Origin of the sequence: Pseudomonas sp. ChxA (genome assembly GCF_030263855.1) — a bacterium.
Taxonomy (GTDB): Bacteria; Pseudomonadota; Gammaproteobacteria; order Pseudomonadales; family Pseudomonadaceae; genus Aquipseudomonas; species Aquipseudomonas fluorescens_CB.
Genome location: NZ_JARPMK010000002.1, coordinates 1729736 through 1750787, shown reverse-complemented (window position 1 = coordinate 1750787; position 21052 = coordinate 1729736). Strand labels below are relative to the sequence as shown.

Annotated in this window: 12 protein-coding genes and 9 pseudogenes; 7 read left to right on the top strand and 14 right to left on the bottom strand. The window is 52.4% G+C overall.

Annotated elements, in window-relative coordinates:
• Nucleotides 1-364: 364 nt before the first annotated feature.
• Nucleotides 365-1021: a DUF6988 family protein gene (locus P5706_RS33845; RefSeq protein WP_090401280.1), complete on the top strand. Its 657-nt coding sequence runs from the start codon at nucleotides 365-367 to the stop codon at nucleotides 1019-1021.
• Nucleotides 1022-1104: 83 nt separating this feature from the next.
• Here P5706_RS33845 and P5706_RS33840 read toward each other — a convergent pair whose 3' ends face one another.
• From P5706_RS33840 to P5706_RS33815, 6 genes and pseudogenes are all read right to left on the bottom strand, one after another.
• A complete protein-coding gene (locus tag P5706_RS33840) occupies nucleotides 1105-2760 on the bottom strand; it encodes a YecA family protein (RefSeq protein WP_285684893.1) in 1656 nt (551 codons plus the stop codon).
• A 676-nt stretch (nucleotides 2761-3436) separates the two neighbouring features.
• Nucleotides 3437-3868 (bottom strand): dsDNA nuclease domain-containing protein, encoded by a 432-nt coding sequence (locus P5706_RS33835; RefSeq protein WP_285684891.1) that lies wholly within the window; start codon nucleotides 3866-3868, stop codon nucleotides 3437-3439.
• 276 nt (nucleotides 3869-4144) lie between these two features.
• On the bottom strand, nucleotides 4145-4516 hold the full coding sequence (locus P5706_RS33830) for a hypothetical protein (RefSeq protein WP_051488632.1): 372 nt from the start codon (nucleotides 4514-4516) through the stop codon (nucleotides 4145-4147).
• Nucleotides 4517-4703: 187 nt separating this feature from the next.
• Nucleotides 4704-5173: pseudogene (locus P5706_RS33825) on the bottom strand (IS5 family transposase); the annotation flags it as partial.
• Between the two features lie 58 nt (nucleotides 5174-5231).
• A pseudogene (ltrA, locus tag P5706_RS33820) lies at nucleotides 5232-6499 on the bottom strand (group II intron reverse transcriptase/maturase).
• A 517-nt stretch (nucleotides 6500-7016) separates the two neighbouring features.
• A pseudogene (locus P5706_RS33815) lies at nucleotides 7017-7529 on the bottom strand (IS5-like element ISPre1 family transposase); the annotation flags it as partial.
• Nucleotides 7530-7990: 461 nt separating this feature from the next.
• Here P5706_RS33815 and phnC point away from each other — a divergent pair.
• The 6 genes and pseudogenes from phnC (at nucleotide 7991) to P5706_RS33780 (ending at nucleotide 13480) form a co-directional block, all read left to right on the top strand.
• A pseudogene (gene phnC / locus P5706_RS33810) lies at nucleotides 7991-8816 on the top strand (phosphonate ABC transporter ATP-binding protein).
• Nucleotides 8813-9675 (top strand): annotated as a pseudogene (gene phnD / locus P5706_RS33805) (phosphate/phosphite/phosphonate ABC transporter substrate-binding protein). Before phnC ends, phnD begins: the two co-directional pseudogenes overlap by 4 nt.
• 8 nt (nucleotides 9676-9683) lie before the next feature.
• Nucleotides 9684-10511 (top strand): phosphonate ABC transporter, permease protein PhnE, encoded by an 828-nt coding sequence (gene phnE / locus P5706_RS33800; RefSeq protein ID WP_010466252.1) that lies wholly within the window; start codon nucleotides 9684-9686, stop codon nucleotides 10509-10511.
• 8 nt (nucleotides 10512-10519) lie between these two features.
• Nucleotides 10520-11530: pseudogene (gene ptxD, locus P5706_RS33795) on the top strand (phosphonate dehydrogenase PtxD).
• A pseudogene (locus tag P5706_RS33785) lies at nucleotides 11524-12394 on the top strand (LysR family transcriptional regulator). Before ptxD ends, P5706_RS33785 begins: the two co-directional pseudogenes overlap by 7 nt.
• A gap of 107 nt (nucleotides 12395-12501) precedes the next feature.
• Nucleotides 12502-13480: pseudogene (locus tag P5706_RS33780) on the top strand (IS5-like element IS1384 family transposase).
• Between the two features lie 157 nt (nucleotides 13481-13637).
• Here the strand turns inward: P5706_RS33780 and P5706_RS33775 are convergent.
• The 8 genes and pseudogenes from P5706_RS33775 to P5706_RS33745 all read right to left on the bottom strand — a co-directional run.
• Nucleotides 13638-14918: a tyrosine-type recombinase/integrase gene (locus tag P5706_RS33775; RefSeq protein WP_169882235.1), complete on the bottom strand. Its 1281-nt coding sequence runs from the start codon at nucleotides 14916-14918 to the stop codon at nucleotides 13638-13640.
• 29 nt (nucleotides 14919-14947) lie between these two features.
• Complete coding sequence (locus P5706_RS37340) at nucleotides 14948-15244, bottom strand: VPA1267 family protein (RefSeq protein WP_502945539.1); 297 nt, start codon at nucleotides 15242-15244, stop codon at nucleotides 14948-14950.
• 85 nt (nucleotides 15245-15329) lie between these two features.
• Complete coding sequence (locus P5706_RS33770) at nucleotides 15330-16274, bottom strand: hypothetical protein (RefSeq protein WP_058410472.1); 945 nt, start codon at nucleotides 16272-16274, stop codon at nucleotides 15330-15332.
• Nucleotides 16267-18021, bottom strand: coding sequence for a tyrosine-type recombinase/integrase (locus tag P5706_RS33765; RefSeq protein WP_285684885.1), 1755 nt, complete (start codon nucleotides 18019-18021; stop codon nucleotides 16267-16269). Before P5706_RS33765 ends, P5706_RS33770 begins: the two co-directional genes overlap by 8 nt.
• 29 nt (nucleotides 18022-18050) lie before the next feature.
• Nucleotides 18051-18368 (bottom strand): hypothetical protein, encoded by a 318-nt coding sequence (locus P5706_RS33760; protein ID WP_285684882.1) that lies wholly within the window; start codon nucleotides 18366-18368, stop codon nucleotides 18051-18053.
• Entirely contained in the window at nucleotides 18365-19690 is a 1326-nt protein-coding gene (locus P5706_RS33755; protein ID WP_285684881.1) for a site-specific integrase, read from the bottom strand. The genes P5706_RS33760 and P5706_RS33755 overlap by 4 nt, the downstream gene beginning before the upstream one ends.
• Nucleotides 19691-19697: 7 nt before the next feature.
• Entirely contained in the window at nucleotides 19698-20717 is a 1020-nt protein-coding gene (locus P5706_RS33750; protein ID WP_285684879.1) for a hypothetical protein, read from the bottom strand.
• Between the two features lie 86 nt (nucleotides 20718-20803).
• Nucleotides 20804-21028, bottom strand: a pseudogene (locus tag P5706_RS33745) (PA0069 family radical SAM protein); the annotation flags it as partial.
• Between the last annotated feature and the right edge of the window lie 24 nt (nucleotides 21029-21052).

Sequence of the window (21052 nt, the reverse complement as noted above, 5' to 3'; positions counted from 1 at the left end):
ATCCATTAAGTCAACCCCTAGACACCGATGTGTGAGGGTATCGCCAGGGAGAGGTAGAAATACCGGGTCTAACAGAAATGAATCGCATCCGCGGCGTGACCTAGGGCCAACGGGCTCATCGGCATTGGCTGCCCAGCTAACAGCAGATGTCGGCTCCTTAACAAGCCTCGACCAGAGCCGAACCTGCCACTACGTCATAGGTTTATGGCTGCAGGTAGTGAATCGTCCCAGCTTTTGAGACACACGATGCCACTTTTGGCTGGGAGTTCCAGGTAGTAGCAGGCCGGAATCGGCCAGATGCGGTCATTGCCCGGTGTCGATAGAATCCTTGGCTACATGACTCTGCTCTGACTTGGGCATCTGTATGCACTTCGATGAATTACTGGCACGGTCGGCCATGCTTGAGGACAGGCTTGTCGGCTTTTTCGCCCTGCCCTTGGTCAATGCCTCCAGTCGCCTGCAGGCAACCCAAGCTCTAGCTAGTCTAGGATTTGAGCACGCCCGGGGCCTGAAGCATCTGGTGGCAGCAGGGCTGTACACCTCTGCTGCAGCATTGCTGCGAGTACAGTACGAATCACTAGTTCGCGCACTGTGGGTGCTTTATGTAGCCAAGGATGGTCAGGCGGATTTAATGCTTGCTGAGCTCACACATGAGACGGCAAAGCAGGCAAGCAAAATCCCTATGCTCAGCCAAATGTTGGAAGAGATTGAGGTGAAAGCTCCGCACGCTCCGGTAGCACACCTAAAGGAGTTTAAGCATTACTCTTGGAGACCTTTGAGTTCCTACGTGCATGGAGGCATCCATGCAGTTAATCGTCACGGAAGGGGGTTTCCGCCAGAGCTGGTTTTAGCAGAGATCCAGCACTCGAATGGTCTGCTCGGAATCGCAGGCAATCTGCTTTTGATCCTTAGTGGTGTACCGCCGGAGACAGGGATGATGGCAGGCATCTACAAGGAGTTCCAAGACTGCTTCCCTGCTAATAACCCACCACACAAGCGTACGGCCGAACCGGCTCATTGACCGTTTGGAGTGGTCAGTTTTCGGCCAAGAGCAGACATTTCTGCGATGTTGAAGAGGCTCGCGCCCTGTTCAGTCTTAGGCCGTCAAGCCCCATGACATTTTTTATATTTCAGGCCAGAGCCACAGGGGCATCGATCATTTCTTCCTACCGCACCGAACATCTGCCCGATAGTAGGTTTCAACGCCTCATAGGCGAGTTGGGCAATGTAATTTGATTGATTTTCAACTTCCTGACGTTGCTCGCCAGTCAACCCGTCAAAATAAGGACCCAAACGTGTCATTTCAGCATCTGCGTCATCGTGCCGCCCGCATAGTGCCAGTATCACCGCATATTGGCTTCGTACCTGAACCAGCCTGTTCACCAGTCCAGCCGTATTTACAATCGGCAAAACGTGCTGCTCCATGACTTCTCTGGCGCCTTCATAGTCTTTCCTGGCGACAAATTCATCCGCCAAATCCTGGCCGACCCGCACCATAGACTCTGGCGCACCGGCCATGTTGTAGAACTTCATCGAATGAATACGGATGAATGGCGTTGGTTTTCCACGCGCTTGAAGGATTATTGCGTACAACTCTAGTGCGTCGGCGAGATGTTTGAGATGTTCATGAACATTTTCTGGGCGTTTTATAATTTTCCATAGCACATCCGCATTTTTACCCATCACATCTGCCGGACGAATACCGAACAGGTCGTAATATCCATCAGTGACCTTCCAGCACAGCGCTTCTGCCTCCTTATATCTCTTTAACTTCCATAGAGCTATGGCATGGTTATAGTCAAATATGCGTTCATGCTCAGCATCGGGCAACTTCGTGATGGCCTGCTCTACAAGCCGCTTAACCTCGTATGCGTTACCATTTTCTGCTGAGAATAATATCCGTTTCATTGCATATGCAATTTGTTCACGAAAATCAAACTTATACTCAATAAGAAGAGCTTCCATGGCCTCAAGTCGCTGGACGATTTTATCAGGACGGCCTTCTCGAAGCTCAGAGAAAACTAGTCCATCCAACGCCCAGAATTTATGAACAGGTTCCAGTGTATCTGAATTCGTTGCTCGCTCTAGACTTGCCAGTATGTCGACGTTAATACCCATCTCATAAAATAGCTCCTCGCCTGAAAGTGCGATGAGTGTCATGACATCGTTGAGTTTGATATAAACCTGGGTCAACAACGCGAATCTTGATGTGTCGCGAGTTTTGTGAAGGCTCACGACCAGCAGCTCTTTCAATGCCATAAGTGCGTTATTTGCCACCGCCGGATCCATAAGCTCCAAGTGCTGCAGCCCCAGTGCTCTGACGGCGTCATGTACCTTCAGCATCTGGTTCCCAAAAATCTCAACGGTGCCGGTGGCCCGCATTTTCTTAAGAATTGAGGCAGCGCCACCTGTGGATACATTTAGTGACTTGACCAGAAGCTCACAAACTTCTTCGCGACTCAACCCCACATCAGTCAGGCTGAACAATGCCAGCGAATCCTGAGTTAACTTATCAAACCCCTGATAAATACGGGTAAGGATGACTTCCTGCGCAGTCTCGACACTGTTTTCCTGCTGCTGAAGTTCAGCGCACAGCACATCGACATTGCCTCCGTATTCTGTGACCGCTATTTTTGCAGCGCTCTGAACATACAGCGGCAGTCCACCGGTATAAGTCCGCAGTTGCTCGTAGCCTTGAGCGGTGGCATAGCCACCGAGATCGTCTACTGCTGCGGCCACCGTATCAATATCCCACCCCAAAAGTGCCTCACGCTGCAGTCCAGTAACAGCTTCCAGCTCGCGGACGTTGTCATGGGGCTGGCACAGCAGGACGAAACGAATGCATTTGGTTGCATTCAGTGTATCGCGCAGATTTTCTACAGGAACACGATGCGCATTATCTAAAATCAGCAGCAGGGTGGCTCCTTGCTGATCCAGAAATGTGTCGAATGTTCTGAGTGCCTCGTAACCACTGGCGCCCGGCAGCAGGATTTTCGCAGACCATCCCGATCCGGTGTTGCAAATTTCGCTGCCAACTCACGAACCAGTGTGCTCGCCAGAGCAGGGCCCGGAAGGTCGCCGGTGTCATGGTCGGCACACGGCTGAGAGCAGTGTAGAGCTGCCTGCGCTGCCCACGCTGTCTTGCCTGCACCGGATAATCCGCAAATGATACGTACACGCTCGTCGGATGCGAGAGATGGCTCCAGTTTTTGTGGCCTGTAAAACGCTGGAGGTGCGGGGAAATCCTGTAGTTGAACGATGAGTTGCTCAAATAGCGCAGGTAGGTCTTTGGCGTGAAACGCATGCTGTTTGTTCGGGGCACTACCCGTGGCTGCAAGCTGCGCCAGTCCGGCTAGCTTCCATATCAGGGAATCCGGGGACAACAATGAAAAATTCAGCTTCTCCGCTTGGGCGATACACCATGCCGCTGCATCAGTTAGCGACTCCCAGGCGGGCGGAAGTGCCGGGTGGCGTTCAGAAGTAGATTGGGGCCAAACGAAAAGAACGTCGGGGGGAGTTTTTTATCGTTGATAGTCTGCTGGAACTGAACGCTCGGTGCTTGGTTCGCGACGATAACAAAGGCAGCCTCGCCTTTGCGCATCCCCTCAGCATGCTCATTTCGCAGGTTTTCAAAACGCTCTAGGGCGCTTGAAATATCGCTGGGAATGATTGGTTTTGAACGGGTCTTAACCTGCACATAGATTCGTCCCTGATCGGTAACAAGCTCAATATCCTCATCAAGCTCAACCATCACCACATCGACGGCGGCCGCCTGCGCTAATAGCAAGCAACCAACGGTATACAGGTGCTGATATAAGAATCCTCTGTGTACCGCTTCGATGCGTATCAGTTGAGTAACATCTAGCACATCTGGAGTGCTTTTTCATCGCCTCCCTGCATTTTTTTGATCTCTCGTAATTGCTAAATAGAATAAATTCGAATTAACACTACAACTCATGGAGTCGCCAGCGTACCCGAGCCCCTAGCTTCCGACCAGTCACGGTCTGCCCAGCCACGGCTCAATGATCGCGGTAATTCGCGGGTACTGACTGTCCGAGTTGCAGCTCGCAGATGTCTGCTCCTGGCCGACAGCGGCTATCACCAGAGTCCACTATCGGCCATTTTGCGCACGCAGCGCTCTTACTTACATGCCATCAGTTCGCTTTTTATCCTTCAAGTAATCTGCGTACATGTCAGCAAGCTCAGCCTCTCGGTCGCGATCCTGATCTGTCTCAATCTTGGTTACTGCTACCCAGCCCTCTTCGAATAGCCACTCGCCAGGGCGCCGCACCAACGTAACTTCAACGTCCAGATAAAATTCACAACCAGCGTATGGACGATCTTGATCCTGCTCACCCGAGTAAGTAAACGAAACCTCCAGTACCAGTAGGCCTTTGGTTTCATCATACGACGAAGATGTCACCTCAAAATCTTCACACGAATAGTCGTAGGCATTGGTGTCTGCCGCTTCGCCCGATAGCAGGTTATCAATCTCCTCGCAAAATCGCTCGTACACTGGGCTCCCGTAAATAGCATCGGCAGGATCCGACGAACCTAGGGATGGTCTGAAGTAGTTGTGTATTTCTGGCTGACTTCAGCCCCTGCCGATTTTAAAAGCGGCAAATCGATCAAAAACGCTCAGATCACCCGCTTATTTCTGTGTTTTTAGCCGCCGCGAGCACCTCGCGGCAGCCATTTCCACATTACAGGCGCACCTCTCCTGCATTCGCCAGTAAATGTCGGCGCGCCATCCACAGGTTCGACAGCGCGAACAGCGTCATCAGTTGCGCCGTGTTCTTCGCCAGACCACGGAAGCGCACCTTCACATAACCGAACTGGCGCTTGATCACCCGGAACGGATGCTCGACCTTGGCTCGTACCTGAGCCTTGGCCTTCTCAATCTTGCGCTTGGCTTTGTACAAAGCACTGCGCTTATCAAGCTTCTTGTAAGTACTACGGCGGGCGGCGATCTGCCAGATGACCCCCGGCCTTCATGTTCAGGGCGTTTCTCGACGCCGGTGTAACCCGCGTCGGCACCGACCATGTTCTCATCGCCGTGCAGCAGCTTATCGACCTGGGTGACATCGGCCACGTTGGCCGCCGTGCCCACCACGCTGTGCACCAAGCCCGACTCATCATCGACACCGATGTGCGCCTTCATGCCGAAGTGGTGAGTCGGCCGCGGGAACTGCCCCGCAGCCGCTCGCAGAACCGTACGTGACACTCTCGCGTCATACGGCTCCCGTTATCCAACCTTGCTGCCCGGTCACTCGCCAGTGATGAAACGGCCGGGGTACCACAGTCCGCATCTTGTCCAGCCATTGGCTAATGCGCCGCTTGCGCCTATGAAGAGCCTTGTATTTTCGTCGGGCCCAGCGTTCAAGCGCGCGGTCAATGTGCTGGAAGATGCCAAGCATGGCTGTCCGATAGAACGAGCCATAGTATTGCGACCACCCCTGTATCACTGGATTGTAGAGCCGAGCCACGTCGACCAGCGTCACGTGGGTTTGGCGATTGAGTCGCCACCTGCGTACCGCTTGCCGCATCCGCTTTAAGGCATCCGCACTCGCTCCCGGAAGGAAGCTCGTGAAGAGCTGGTCTTGTTTGCTGAGCGCCTTCCTCGGCCTAAAGGTGAAGCCGAGGAAGGTAAAGCTCACATGCGGATAACCTGCGCGACGGTTACTGTCCTTGCAGTACACGACCTTCGATTTCTCGGGGTGCATCGTCAAGCCACAGGCAGCCAGCCGTGAAGCAATGGAGCGCATCACGTACTCCGCTTGCTTTCGACTGCGGCAGTGCACCACCGCATCATCGGCGTAGCGGGCAAACGGGCAGTTGGGGCTGGTACGTTGCATCCAGGTGTCGAAGGCATAGTGCATGAACAGATTCATCAGGAGGGGACTGATCACTCCACCTTGCGGGGTGCCGCGTTCGCGTCGGACGCGCATACCGTGATCCGTTTCGAACGGCGCAACCAGCCACCGCTCGATGTACAGAAGTATCCAGTCCTCCTTGATGTGCAGGCGCACCGCCTTCATCAGCAACCCATGATTGATCTGATCGAAGGCTGCCTTGATATCAAACTCCACCACCCAGTCGTATCGCCAGCAGCGCTCACGCGTGATCGCCACCGCCTGCTTCGCTGATCGTCCCGGCCGGTACCCATCGGAGTCCGAGTGGAAGATCGAGTCCAGCTCCGGCTCGATGAGAAGCTTGACCACGGTTTGCGCGACACGATCACCAACCGTGGGCACTCCCAGCTTGCGCGTGCCTCCCGATGCCTTGGGAATTTCTACTTGCTTGACCGGAGGCGGGAGTGCAGACCCGACGACATCCGATTCCACAGCTTGTAGAGATTCTTAGACAGATCCCGCTCGAAATCGGCGATGGTTTCATCGTCGATGCCGGCAGCACCGCGGTTGGCCCTGACCTGCTGGTAGGCGTCCCATACCGTGCGTTTCGCTATGTCATAAGGTTTCGCCGAGCTCACGCCACTCATCCCCGGAGGTTGGCAACGCTCGTCGGCCGGATAACGCCGCCCCTTCGCTCCACCTCCATTACAGAGGCTTCATCGCTACTACGGGAGGCTCCGCCCCTCGTTCCAGCATCGGTATTCTTCCTCATGGTGTTGGCCATTTGTCATTTTCCTTCGCATCTGGAACAAGGTTCTCACGTTCCGTACCAAAGCCTGTATGAAGATCATGCCGCCTATACACCGGCTGCCATCGGGTCCGTAAGCAGGTAACGCCCGACTTGTCCTGAAGCCAGTACTCCACCTCAGTTTCGGCAGCACCTTGGGCATAACGATGCGTCATCGGACGGTTTGCTTTCGCTCATCTTCTCCATACTCACCTGCCATCCTCAGGGATGACTTTCCTCGGTCGCTCACCACCACACCTTTTGGATGCCGCAGCACCGGGTGGTTTGAAGTCCGCTCCTGCAAGCCGACTTCGGAAGGCCTACTTCCATCTTCGGCACAGCAGCACAGGTCATCTGACCTGTGTTCGTGACACACAGTACTGGTTACCCTTCTTGGTCTGATGCATTTCCGGGTCGCGCTTACCGTCCTTGTTCTTGGTCGAACTCGGCGCATTGATCAGCGTGGCATCGACGATCGTGCCTTGGCGCAGCGACAGCCCTCGGTCGCCCAGATAGCCATTGATGACAGCCAAGATGCCGGCGGCTAGTTCGTGCTTCTCCAGCAAACGACGGAAGTTGAGGATGGTGGTTTCATCGGGGATACGCTCCAAGCTCAGCCCCGCGAACTGGCGCAGGATGGTGGTCTCGTACAGCGCCTCTTCCATCGCTGGATCGCTGTAACCGAACCAGTTTTGCATCAGGTGCACGCGCAGCATCGCCATCAGCGGATAGGCCGGACGACCGCCTTCACCCTTGGGATAATGCGGCTCGATCAAGGCAATCAAACCCTTCCACGGCACCACCCGATCCATCTCGATCAGGAACAACTCTTTGCGGGTTTGTTTGCGCTTACCGGCGTACTCGGCGTCGGCGAAGGTCATCTGCTTCATCGGGAAACTGGGTGGGTGGAATCCGGGTATTTTGCCAAAATCTGGAAGTCTTCTTCAGAGTTTCCCTAGCATTAAGCTGGGCGCGACAACAGACGTCTAGTTGGGCGGCACCTGAAGGTTTCGACCAGCCACATAACGGCCTAGGTCAATCGACGGGCAAGAATAGAATGTCTCCTATAGTCCGCTAGTGTGCGCTCTCTTGCTTGGATGGCATTACGTTCTGGCCCAACGTTACTGTAGCGAATCCGCAGCAGTATCAATCAAAGCCTCCTGTATCCCGCGTGAAGAAAGACGCTACGTTGCGCCCGTTCTTCCACGGCTTCGCTTGCCGCCCCGCTACGGCAGATTCGAAGTATTCATCGAAATGTCATCCTTTAGAAGCAGTGCGGTAACAAGGAATTTCTACCCTTTGCATCGCGAACCGCAATTGTGCGGCCAGCAATATTGCGAAAGGTGATCAAATGACGCCCCATCCGATACAGGACGCCGTGCTGCGGGTCGACCGGTTGAGCGTCGTCTATCCAGGCGGCGTGACAGCCCTACGCGATACCTCGATTGCATTTCGGCGTGGTGAGTTCACCGTGCTGCTTGGTCTCTCGGGCGCAGGCAAGTCGACCTTGCTCCGTAGTCTCAATCGACTCGTCACGCCCACTGGCGGCAGTGTCACCAGCGAACTCGGTGAACTCGGCAGCGGCTCGGCCTTGCGTCAGCATCGTCGGCGTACCGCCATGATCTTCAGCACCACCAGCTAATCGAACGTCAAAGCGCACTGGCTAATGTGCTTACCGGTCGGCTGGCCTTCACAACACGCTCCGCTCGCTGTTTCCTCTGCCGCGTGCCGATCAGGAGATTGCGCTCAGTTGCCTCGCTCGGGTCGGTCTGGCAGACAAGGCGCTAAGCCGGGTGGACAAACTGTCCGGTGGCCAGCAGCAGCGGGTAGGCATCGCGCGTGCGCTAGCGCAACAGCCGGCGATCATTCTGGCCGATGAGCCGGTAGCCAGTCTCGACCCGGCCACTTCGGTCCGTGTTCTCGGATTGCTGCGCGACATCTGCAAGGAAGACGGCATCACCGCCATCGTTTCGCTGCATCAACTCGAATATGCCCGCCGCTTCGCCGATCGCGTCGTCGGGCTGGCCGATTCTCAGATTGTTTTCGATGCCGCGCCCTCGGAACTCACCGATGCGCAGCTTGAGCGCATCTATGCAGGCCGCTCTACGACTCAGCCAGCGAATGCTCCGGCTGAACCACCTGTCATGCTCGAACCTTCACTGGAGATGTCCCGATGAAACGCTTATCCGCGCTCTTATTGACTTGCTTGCTGTCCGCTGTTTCAAGTTTGTCCGCCCTAGCGGCCGATGCCGATCCGGATGTGCTAAAGGTTGCCCTGCTGCCGGACGAAAACGCCTCCGAGCTGATCAAGCGTAACCAGCCGCTGAAGGATTATCTGGAAGAGCATCTGGACAAGAAGGTGCAGCTGATCGTAACCACCGACTATTCCTCGATGATTGAGGCGATGCGCTTTGGCCGTATCGACCTGGCGTATTTCGGTCCGCTGTCCTACGTCATGGCCAAAAGCAAAAGCGACATCGAGCCCTTCGCTGCCATGGTCATCGACGGCAAGCCGACCTATCGCTCGGTGATTATCGCCAATGTGGCGTCAGGCGTGAATGAGTATGCCGACCTTAAGGGCAAGAAGATGGCCTATGGTGACCGGGCATCGACGTCCAGCCATTTGATTCCCAAAACCGTGCTTCTTGAGACGGCCGATTTGACGGGTGGGCAGGACTACGAACAACATTTTGTGGGCACGCATGACGCCGTTGCCGTCAACGTGGCGAACGGCAACGCCGATGCGGGTGGGCTGTCGGAGGTAATTTTCAATCACGTAGCCGAACGTGGCCTAATCGATCCGAGCAAGGTGAAAGTACTTGGTTACAGCGGCGAATACCCCAGTACCCCTGGGCGATGCGCTCGAACCTGAGCCCCGAGCTGAAAACCAAGGTGCGGGATGTATTCGTCGGTATCGACGATCCCGAAGTGCTGCGCAACTTCAAGGCCGAGGCCTTCGCGCCAATCACCGACGCCGACTACGATGTGATCCGCAACATGGGATCGCTGCTCGGCCTCGACTTCGCCACGATGTGAGCACCGATATGTCTACTCATTACGACGTGCAGGCGCTGCCTGCAGAGCAACGCGAGCACATCCTTCGAGGCTTCGGCCTCGGTTGGTGGCGCCAGCTGGGGCAGGTGGCGATTGTATTCGGAGTGGTGCTGTTGGCCTGCTGGTACGTGGGGCTGCTCGATGCCACCACGCTGCTGAACGGGCTGCCCTCCATCGCGACCCTGGCAGGCGAGGCCATGCCGCCAGACTTTTCGGGCTATCGAAGCTGGATTCGCCCCTTGATCGACACCTTGGCGATGAGCATCGCCGGTACGGCCATCGCAGTGGTGTTCTCGCTGGTGGTGGCCTTCGTTGCAGCGCGCAATACGGCGCCGCACCCCCTTGTGTTCGGTGTTGCCCGGGTGCTGCTCAATGCCCTGCGGTCGGTGCCGGAGCTGATCATGGGCATCATCTTCGTTGCAGCCGTAGGGTTCGGCGCCTTGCCGGGCGTGCTTGCCCTGGGTCTGCATTCGGTCGGCATGGTCGGCAAGTTCTTCGCCGAGGCCATCGAGCACGTCGACGAAGCGCCGGTGGAAGCCGCTCGGGCGGCGGGGGCTACGCCGATGCAAGTGCTGCTGCACGCGGTTTTGCCACAGGTGACGCCGCAGTTCGCCGACGTGGCGATCTACCGCTGGGAATACAACTTTCGCGCCTCCACCGTGATGGGCATGGTTGGCGCCGGCGGTATCGGCTTCGAACTCATGGGCTCGCTGCGCATCATGCAGTACCAGGAGGTTGCAGCAATCCTGCTGGTCATCCTGGCCATGGTCACGCTAGTAGACGCCTTCAGTGGCGTGCTGCGCAAACGTTTCAAATAGGACAAACCATGCTGCCGAAACTCGTTATAACTCACCGAGTACACGATGAGATCCTGCAACTGCTGGCGCCACATTGCGAGCTGATGACCAACCAGACCGACAGCACGCTGACGCGCGAGGAAATTCTGCGCCGCTGCCGCGATGCTCAGGCGATGATGGCGTTCATGCCCGATCGGGTCGATGCAGACTTTCTTCAAGCCTGCCCTGAGCTGCGTGTAGTCGGCTGCGCGCTCAAGGGCTTCGACAATTTCGATGTGGACGCCTGTACTGCCCGCGGGGTCTGGCTGACCTTCGTGCCTGATCTGTTGACGGTCCCGACTGCCGAGCTGGCGATCGGACTGGCGGTGGGGCTGGGGCGGCATCTGCGGGCAGCAGATGCGTTCGTCCGCTCTGGCGAGTTCCAGGGCTGGCAACCACAGTTCTACGGCACGGGGCTGGGATAACGCTACGGTCGGCATCCTTGGCATGGGCGCCATCGGACTGGCCATGGCTGATCGCTTGCAGGGATGGGGCGCGACCCTGCAGTACCACGAGGCGAAGGCTCTGGATACACAAACCGAGCAACGGCTCGGCCTGCGCCAGGTGGCGTGCAGCGAACTCTTCGCCAGCTCGGACTTCATCCTGCTGGCGCTTCCCTTGAATGCCGATACCCAGCATCTGGTCAACGCCGAGCTGCTTGCCCTCGTACGGCCGGGCGCTCTGCTTGTAAACCCCTGTCGTGGTTCGGTAGTGGATGAAGCCGCCGTGCTCGCGGCGCTTGAGCGAGGCCAGCTCGGCGGGTATGCGGCGGATGTATTCGAAATGGAAGACTGGGCTCGCGCGGACCGGCCGCGGCTGATCGATCCTGCGCTGCTCGCGCATCCGAATACGCTGTTCACTCCGCACATGGGTCGGCAGTGCGCGCGGTGCGCCTGGAGATTGAACGTTGTGCAGCGCAGAACATCATCCAGGTATTGGCAGGTGCGCGCCCAATCAACGCTGCGAACCGTCTGCCCAAGGCCGAGCCTGCCGCATGTTGAATCCGGTCTGGCTGAAGAGCCTGGTAGCGATCGTTCAAACAGGCAGTTTTCAGAGCGCGGCGAGGGCGTTGGGGCTGGCCCAGCCGACGGTGTCGCAGCACTTGCAGAAGCTTGAAGAGCAGGTCGGCGTAACGCTGGTGCAGCGCAGTCGTAGCGGCTGCCAGCCTACCACACGGGCGCTGGCCTTCATGCCGCATGCGACCGCCTTGCTCGACATGCACGCCCGGGCGCTCAGAAGCCCTGCATGGCAATCGTGAGCGCGTCGGGGCCAGCTCCAACATCGGCACCTACCTTCTCCAGCCATTCGTGCGCAACTATCTGACGACCGCAAATGAGAGGGGCGAGGTGGATCTGCGCATCGCCGCCAACCCGGATGTGGCCGACCAGCTACTGGCGGGCCAGCTCGACGCCGCGATCATGGAATGGTGGCTACCTCACCCCGACTTCGAACACCGCCTCTGGCGGGTCGAGCCGCTGGTGCTTATCGTCAGCCCCGACCATGCGCTGGCTGAAGCAGGGTGCATAGAACGTGATCGTCTGGTGGACCTGCCGATGCTGGGAGGTGAACCGGGTAGCGGTACCGGACGGCTTCTGACCGAATACTTTGGCGAACTGGGCGTGCCTCGCAGCGGTATGCAGCTAGGCAGCACCGAGGCAGTCAAACAAGCAGTGAGGGCGGGACTCGGCGTGTCGTTGGTGATGGCTTCCGCAGTACAAGACGAAGTTCGCAGTGGCGCGCTGGTAGCTCTTCCCATCCCGGGGCTTGAAAAGCGTCTCCAACTGATCTGGCGCAAACCTCCCGGAAATCTGCACCCGCCGGGATTTGTGCGGCACTTATTGGAGGAGGCAGATCTAGCTGGATAAGGTGATGGATGGTTGCGATCCAGCGCTTGGCTTGTCAGCCTAGGGAAACTCTGAAAAAGACTTTCTGATTTGGCAAAATACCGCGACCCCACCCACCGAGTTTCCCGATGAAGCAGATGACCTTCGCCGACGCCGAGTACGCTGGCAAGCGCAAGCAAACCCGCAAGGAGTTGTTCCTGATCGAGATGGATCGGGTGGTGCCGTGGAAGGGCTTGATTGCTTTGATCGAGCCACATTATCCGAAAGGTGAAGGTGGCCGTCCGGCCTACCCGTTGATGGCGATGCTGCGTGTGCATCTGCTGCAGAACTGGTTCGGCTACAGCGATCCAGCGATGGAGGAAGCGCTGTACGAAACCACGATCCTGCGCCAGTTTGCCGGGCTGAACCTGGAGCGCATCCCCGACGAAACCACCATTCTCAACTTCCGCCGCTTGCTGGAGAAACACGAGCTGGCGGCCGGCATCCTCGCTGTCATCAATGGCTATCTGGGCGACCGCGGCCTGTCGCTGCGCCAGGCACCATCGTCGATGCAACGCTGATCAATGCGCCAGTTCGACCAAGAACAAGGACGGCAAGCGCGACCCGGAAATGCACCAGACCAAGAAGGGAAACCAGTATTATTTTGGCATGAAGGCCCACATCGGCGCCGATGACGAATCGGGTCTGGTGCACAGCGTAGTGGGCACGGCGGCCAATGTGGCGGATGTCACCCAGGTGGACAAATTGCTGCATGGCGACGAAAACGTGGTCTGCGCCGATGCAGGCTACACCGGTGTCGAAAAGCGGCCCGAGCATGAAGGACGTGAAGTTATCTGGCAGGTGGCGGCACGCCGCAGCACCTACAAAAAACTCGATAAGCGCAGCGTGCTGTACAAAGCCAAGCGCAAGATTGAAAAGGCCAAGGCTCAGGTGCGCGCCAAGGTCGAGCATCCGTTCCGGGTAATCAAGCGCCAGTTCGGTTACACCAAGGTGCGCTTTCGCGGCTTGGCCAAAAACACGGCGCAACTGGTGACACTGTTCGCTCTGTCGAACCTGTGGATGGCGCGCCGACATTTACTGACGAATGCAGGAGAGGTGCGCCTGTAATGCGGGAAATGGCCACCGGAGTGGGGTCCGGGTGGCGAAAACGTAAGAAATACTCGTCGAATTGATTGTTTTTTGATCATTTGGCGAGTTTAAAAGTTGCGCTAGGTGGTATGCCGGGGAAATACATGGCTACTTCAGACCATCCCTAGTGCCTGTTCTATACCACAATCTCAGAGTAATTATGTCGGTCTAAAATAGCGGACAAACCAGCATCAACGCGTGAGCGATGAAGATCAGTCAGAAGATTGTCGTGCACATATCGGTTGACTAGATGAACATAGTATTCAAGTGTAGTTCTAACATTAGTGTGGCCCAGCATTTTCCTGAGATCTTCGTCGAGCGCTGCATCGTAAACAAAACTCCTTCCAAGTCTATTCTGGGCTTTCAACGCCTCATAAACAAAATATGTCGCACAGGTGTGCCTGAGCATTCGTGCATTGAATCGTATGGCTTTAAAATCAGTAGCGCTCTCGGAGTTCTTCGCTGCAGAAACCACCTTGCTAAAGTTATAACCAAGCATTCCATGAGTAACAACATCACCACGAGCGGAAAGAAACAAGTCGCTATTCCTTGGTGGAATGCCATGCTTAGCCTCATATAGCTTCGCTCGTTGCCGCCTTAAGGGTAAATAATACTCGCAAATAACTCTCCACAGCTTCCCTGGAAAGTCTATGGAACGCCATTTTCCCTTGGACCTAAAATAATAATAGATAGCTCCATTATCTAACCCTTCTGGGTACTCACCCTCATCATAAGGAATGAATCCATAATTTTCATTTTTCCCTCGGTAGGGCAATTGAAAAAGATCAATCGGTCTAAGCCCGGTAATTCGTATGATCGCTGCGATAATTTGATAAACAGGATCATTCATCACACCGAGAGCTATTTCATAATCAGTTTGCCTTACAAATTTCTGCATTTCTCGTTGATGCATTGCTGGTCTACCACTGGGCAGATTAAATCCCAAGGTAGTAACTTTAACCCCTGGGTTGATATGGGCCAGGAGTTTCTGGTCTTTCAGCATGTATCGGATATCAGTCCTACTGATATCCAAATAGTGTTTATAGCCCTGCCTTTCGGCCCACTGATAGAAGCTCCAGACCCTTGCCGCAATGTGATACATGGTTTTGTGAGACGGACCATCAGGAAGCGCATCCGTTGGAGATGCTATGTGAACAAGGAAGGCATCAAAAACATCCTCATCCACCAACTGCCAGTTCTGCGCACCAAATACAACTTCACCCCCTTCGATTGGGCTATCGTCCAACCACTGCAAAAACCTTCTCAGGATATTCGCATAGTTTCTTGTCGTTTCATCACTCCTTGAACGTATCTTCGAGACAGCCATCGCCCACATGGTCGGTGCTTCAAGGACGTTGTGATTATCATCAAAATAAATTCCTACGCGCGCTCGCATATAGCCAGAGTGGCTGGCCAAACCGTTTCCAAAATGAAGGATACACACAATTATTTTGGCCTCGATAAGGGGTACATCAGAAGTGACTTAGAAACATCACTTAAATACTGATTAAACTGACAAAGCGAAGCAGATAAATCAACTAACCGTAGCTCAAATTCCTCGTCATGAGTTGAACCATTCTGGGGAACACAATTAGTATCCGCACTGCGCGCATATAGAACACCATGTGCTCTTAATTCGGATTCTAGGTCACGAAGCAGAGCTACTACCTGTGAATTTTGATAAATTAAGCTCCGCTTAATCCCACATGCTTCAACAAGCTTTACTCTTGAAAGCCTAGTCATATCTGCTGAACCGTATTCCGCCAGTCTCCCAAGCGACGTCGCTCTTCAACAAACGATTGGAAACGCTTCAGACCATTCACTGATTTCATGCCAAAATGATTGAGTCGAAATTTTCGCTGAATTGTATTTCTTCGAGCCGCGCAGCCGCACCTTTAATGGATAAAATATTCAATTCAAGAGCCGCACCATTGAACTGTTTTTCGGCCCTAGAGATACAGACATCAAGGCCTATACTAAATCGAACACAGTGCACAGGCACGTTAAATTCCTTCCTAATTCTAGAAATTAACAAACTCCGAATTGAAACTGTATCACTTGCTCCACTAACATATAAGGATACACCTGGAGTAGATGGCTTGTGGTTTTCAATCCAAGATGACTTGCCGCACATTGGAAGACCGAACATTATGTAGACTGTGGTAACAAGTGAAGATCGATTTTGATTAGATAACGAGTCCAGTTTCTCCAAAAAATTCAGAATGGCCTCAGATTCTGATACTGCATTAGGCACTTCCAAAATAATTTTTGAAGTAATAATTCCTGATACCGCAGGAGTTAATGATTCAGCAAGAGCCGCCTTGAGATCTGCACGCAAAATTGCGTTCTGATTCTTCTGATGAGTTAGCTCTTGAAGGACCTTAGCCTTCTCAACTTGCTTAGCTGGCTTTTCACTAGCCAACGCAAAGTAATATTGCACCCTCTCGATCAACTGATTATATGTGGTGTTAGCTCTCTCCCTTAGTAGGGATAACTGCTCCTCCAACTCTTTCAGTCGATGATGTATTTCTTGAGAGTTTTTGAGTGGTTGTTCGAAAACCACACTTGAATCCTCTACATCCCCCCCCGAATGAACTGTTCTTTTTATGACTTCCCTGACCTTCACCCAGTCAGGATCATGCTTTTGATTGATTGTTGCCCGAGCGACACCAGATAATTTAGCAACCTCCATCACGGATATTTTTTTTCGGCCGCCTCTGTGGAGCGCTGAAATAGTCCCATATACCCGGTTGAGCAGTTCTTGCTTAGCCATTCGCTACCTGCTTAAGGAAATTATGTGCCTCATCCCCTACAACCTCGTGAAGCCTCTTAAAAGCTTCAGCGATTCGTTTCTGCGAATACTCCTTCTGAGTCGCTCCACAGTACCTATGCTTAATCATATTATCGTGGAAAATTATCTCATTCTTTAATGATGGAACATTAGCCTCGACAAATGCAGCATATCTACAATTATATGGGTCACACGCAAACAAATTTGGATGAAGCCTCGACCCAGGGCTATCATTCTTAGCATCACAAGGTGACTCGCTGGTAAGTCCTGGCGTTCGCAAACAGATTGCAAGATTCGTTCTATGCAAAAGCTTCACACCTTCATCAAGCAAAGATGCGACATACTGACTTAAGCTTTCTTTCCCCGCGTTTTGCAATTTAGCCCTGAGTATTGGAGAAGAATTAGCAGTCTTGGCCAACCTTTTCCCGCCAATGCCCCCAATTTGACCAGAAATGACTCCTTGCAAAACTTCGACAAGAATCTCCGTATTTTCCTCAATCAAGGTAGCTTTGACTTCATCGTTCACGCCAGGTAAAGAAAGGATGTACTTTAGCGTCATTTTTAAGCTACGGTGAGAAAAAAGGCGTTTAATAATTTCTAGATTACGCGAGTCTTGATGAATTATATAAAGGGCTAGAGACTTCCGAAAACGATGTGGGTGTACTCTATATTGAATACCTAGGTTGCCTGCCACTCGATTGCAAGATCGCTCAATCCCAGTGGTCTGCGGAATGTTTCCAAAACTGAACTTTGGTATCTTGGCAAACAGATAGTCGTGCTTACCATAAGCACGAGCATCACGTCCCATTTCTACTACGACTTCAATTGCGTCCGCAGCAATTTTCGGAATAGGTATTGTTTTAATATCGCCCTGTGAAGAAATCGAAGTTTTGAAAACAGTATAAGTAAGCCAATATCCATCAGCCTTAAATGAAAGACAATCCACCTTAAGTCCAATGACCTCTGATCGACGCATGCCAGTCAGACAAAGAAGAAGTACGATACACGCATCTATCAGAGCTACAACGACGCTAATTACAGCTGCTTGATTTAAATACTGCCCCTCATCATTCTCATGCGTTCTTTCTTTGATTACTATTCCCCACCAGGGCATACCGTTATCTAGCAACTTTGGCTTATAATCCCTAAATCTTTCAACCCCCTCAACGGACGCCGTTGAAACACCAAAATTAATCGCGGCAAGCTTTTCGGGAGTCTCAAAAGCGCCTACTATCGTTGGTGCAAAGTTTTTATACAACCATAGGACATCAGCGCTATAGTTTTCAACAAATCCCACGCAGTATTTAAATATTTCTGCATAGTCATCGAGCAGAATTGGTTCGAAAGGTCGAGAGGACTCGTCGTATTCTCTTCTATATTTGGCGACAAGATCTTTAGTTACGTATGAATCGTATAGTGAGTACTCTGGCGGAAGCATACCCATCGATGACATGCCCTGCCAGAAGGACATTAAGTAACAGAACTCCCACTTAATTCCAGAGGTGGGAAGCGACTCTATATAGTGCTCCACACTCGACTTGGCCAAATCATTCACCGTCCTATAATCTGGTGAATTATCAGAACCTAAATATAGACCCTCGGCATGAAACAACCCGACAAGTCTTAATACTTTAGTTTTATCTGTCTCTAGAGATGTATAAGCATTAACACGACCATGAATTCCGAAATGCGGTACACGGTAAAATAGCAGCGCCCTAGCAATATTCACCCAATGTTCGTGCCCTACGCCACAAACATTCACACCATACATATTATCATAATCAAAATTGATTCGTATGGGGTATCCATAGGGTGAGGGGTAATCCCAAAATCCCAAACCGGATCGCCGAAAGAGCTTCTAGGACTTACCCTAATATAACTCCACTCGCTCTTATCTATTTTTGAAAGATTGAGTATATTTACATTATCGAAAATGAGCCCAAGTGAAGAGTCGCCACTCAGAGCCTCATCATCTTCTTCAGCAGAGATAGGCTCTGACTCTTCCTCGTAATAACCCAGTCCACTTCTTATTTCTTCTAAAACTGCTTTTAATTGGTCACGTGTTGGAGTTGTCATGAGAGCCCTATCATTGTCAATGGCAGTGCATAGCAGTGATGTTTCGATTGATCTATTGCCTCCGCAATCTCAATCGGGTCCCCCCAGCCCTCTATAACCCCCTTCCACCCTAAATACTCAGCCCGATAGCTTTTCTCCCATTCTAAGGGATTTAACCGCTCCCTCAGACCGTCAAGGTCGGAAATTCTTCTTGCAATAAAAGGTAATGCTTCTTTGAAGATCACACACTGTGAGCATAACGGACAACGATTGAAGTAGTTGCACGGCGTATCCGTCCTAAGAAAACTTTCAGCGCCTGGCCAATCTGGTCGCCTTGAGTTTAGACAACTTGCAATGAATGTCTGACCTTCCGGAGAAAGCAACTGTATTACCGCATCTTCAGAAGAATTCAGCCTACCGACTAATGGTGCAACAACTGACCTTAGTTCTTCTTTGCTACCGCAACGTAGAGTGGCTTCACGCAGCTCAACCAAAGACACATCTGTAAGAAGATTTGCTGAGTAACTTCTAAAATCTTCTTCATGTTTTCTCTGAATCTTCCTTAGACGACCATTTAATATTTCTGCCGCCCCCCAGTCACTATCATAATGATTTACTGTGGTATCGAGATTCGAATGCCCCATCATTGCCGAAACCTCGTCAATATCTAAACCCTGTTCTCTCCGTCGAGTTTCATAGGTAGTTCGAAGACGTTTCGTTTCAATTCTGGGGGACTTGGTATCCGTATCCAATTTTATGCCGTGGCGAAGTAGAAACTCCGTTGAAGCGTGCCCAAAATTCGTAGTGGTTACGGGCGCGCATAAGCGACCAAACTTATTCCAAAGATTCTTCGAAATGACACACTGGAATAATTTACCCTTTAAATAATGAGGCGACGACAAATGCTTGGTTACTTCAGCGGCAACAAAGCGCAAGACCTGATACGCGCCAAACTTATCTCGCTTGTTTGATCTATGCATTTGGCTTTTGTCGGACCGTCCCTTGTACCCATAAATAATCACATAGTCATCATCCAGAAGGTCCTCCTCAATGTGGTCGTCTAGGTTATCGCTTATCGATACCACAACCTCAAAGTTCCAGCCCGTCTGCAACATCACGAAGAGAAAGAATGGGAATATAGTTCCCATTGTGAAAGCTACTCTGCTGAAGTATGCCATTTGACCTACTTCATAGGGTAGGTGCTCTGGCCCGACCCTCATATACATCAAGGCCGACCGTAATCTTTTTTCCAGCGTAGAATATTTTTTGTTTGTTCCGTGAGCGGTGTTTTTACTCCACTCAGAGGAAAAGAGATGTCCAGCTTCCTCGAAGCTCACTTGCATAGGCCAATCAGGATAAAGTCTTCCTACATTTGCAGTTGCAATTCGCCAGATTCTTCTCGATCACAGCCATACACCATCCCCGTTCACTGACCTCAGTACCAACTACAGGGCGACCTTTAGCCGCCAGTTCATGGGCGCGGGCTCGGTAAATGCCCAGAAACTTCTCTATACTTATTCCATTTTCCCGTATGTAATATTTAACATCTCCAGTGATGCGTATGACCCACTCAAACCCCTTAACATGTGTCGCCTTGATCGACCCATTGGATCTTTTGGCCTGCTCATTCATAACTAGATCAAACATCAAGTTTTCTAATGAAAGATCGTATTCCAGCATTGGTTGCCCGTCTTTCACTAGACCTTTGTAACTCTCCATCCACTTCATAATAAACTTAATATCAACCAGGCATCCCTCTACAAGCTTATTATGAATCTCCCTGCTATATCCTTCTGTTACTTGCTCGTTCATCGCCGGTCCAAGTGGCCATTGAAACTCTTTGCCGACCCAGCCCTGCCCTTTATATTTATTTTTCAACGAGATGAATATATTTTTTAATGCACCGTATCTTTTTCTATTTACGGTGCGGCCTGGATACGAACGAATTAAAAATGACCTAAAATTCATGCATACCTGCCCATCGACATCAGCAACACCTTTGACTGATTTATTGATCGGCTCAGCGCTATTTAGAAACAGCACAAACTCTTGGATTGAGTAATAGATGTCTTGATGGGATTGATACGTGATCAATCTTTTTGCGGCATGGAGCTGCGCACCTATGAGTAACTGCTGAACAATTAATTTATGGTGCGGATACTCATTGACAAAATCGGTGAAGTCACGGACGAAGTCCTTGGTGCCAGTGGTCTTGTTTCGGACAAGCAACCCTTGAGCTGAAACATCCACTTGTCCCCTTGCAGTGCTTCTTTTTTGGATTGCTTGGGGGGTGTTTTCTGGCAGCTTGCGCTGGAGGAGCGGTCGTTCACTCGACTCAAGGGCAGACTTGGAGAAGGGTTTGCGTGGCATCTGACCTCCAATTGGATTGGGTCTTTAGCCAGCAATATCAAGCATCACTAGACAGTCTGGCCATACATTTTTGTTTCGACGATAACATGCTCGCAGCCGCGATAGGGGTTGATGGAGCGGTCGAACGGCAAGTCCGGCGAGTTGTTGCGGGTGATGATGCTCTTGGCCGTTTCGATACGCACTTCGGTGCCCTGGGTCGGCGGTACTTCCTGGAACCAGCCGTCGTCTTCGGCCACGCTGACGGTCGGCGCAAAACGGTTGTGCAGGTTAGTGGCCGTGCCCCGGCCACGGGGCGGCAGCGCAGTAGTCATGAAAACGCCTCGATACTGTTTTTA

Bases quoted from the DNA above. Each gene is read 5' to 3' on its own strand.
- P5706_RS33845 (WP_090401280.1), top strand. From the start codon at position 365: ATGCACTTCGATGAATTACTGGCACGGTCGGCCATGCTTGAGGACAGG.
- P5706_RS33755 (WP_285684881.1), bottom strand. From the start codon at position 19,690: ATGCAAGTGAGCTTCGAGGAAGCTGGACATCTCTTTTCCTCTGAGTGG.
- P5706_RS33760 (WP_285684882.1), bottom strand. From the start codon at position 18,368: ATGACAACTCCAACACGTGACCAATTAAAAGCAGTTTTAGAAGAAATA.
- phnE (WP_010466252.1), top strand. From the start codon at position 9,684: ATGTCTACTCATTACGACGTGCAGGCGCTGCCTGCAGAGCAACGCGAG.
- P5706_RS37340 (WP_502945539.1), bottom strand. From the start codon at position 15,244: ATGACTAGGCTTTCAAGAGTAAAGCTTGTTGAAGCATGTGGGATTAAG.
- P5706_RS33750 (WP_285684879.1), bottom strand. From the start codon at position 20,717: ATGCCACGCAAACCCTTCTCCAAGTCTGCCCTTGAGTCGAGTGAACGA.
- P5706_RS33770 (WP_058410472.1), bottom strand. From the start codon at position 16,274: ATGGCTAAGCAAGAACTGCTCAACCGGGTATATGGGACTATTTCAGCG.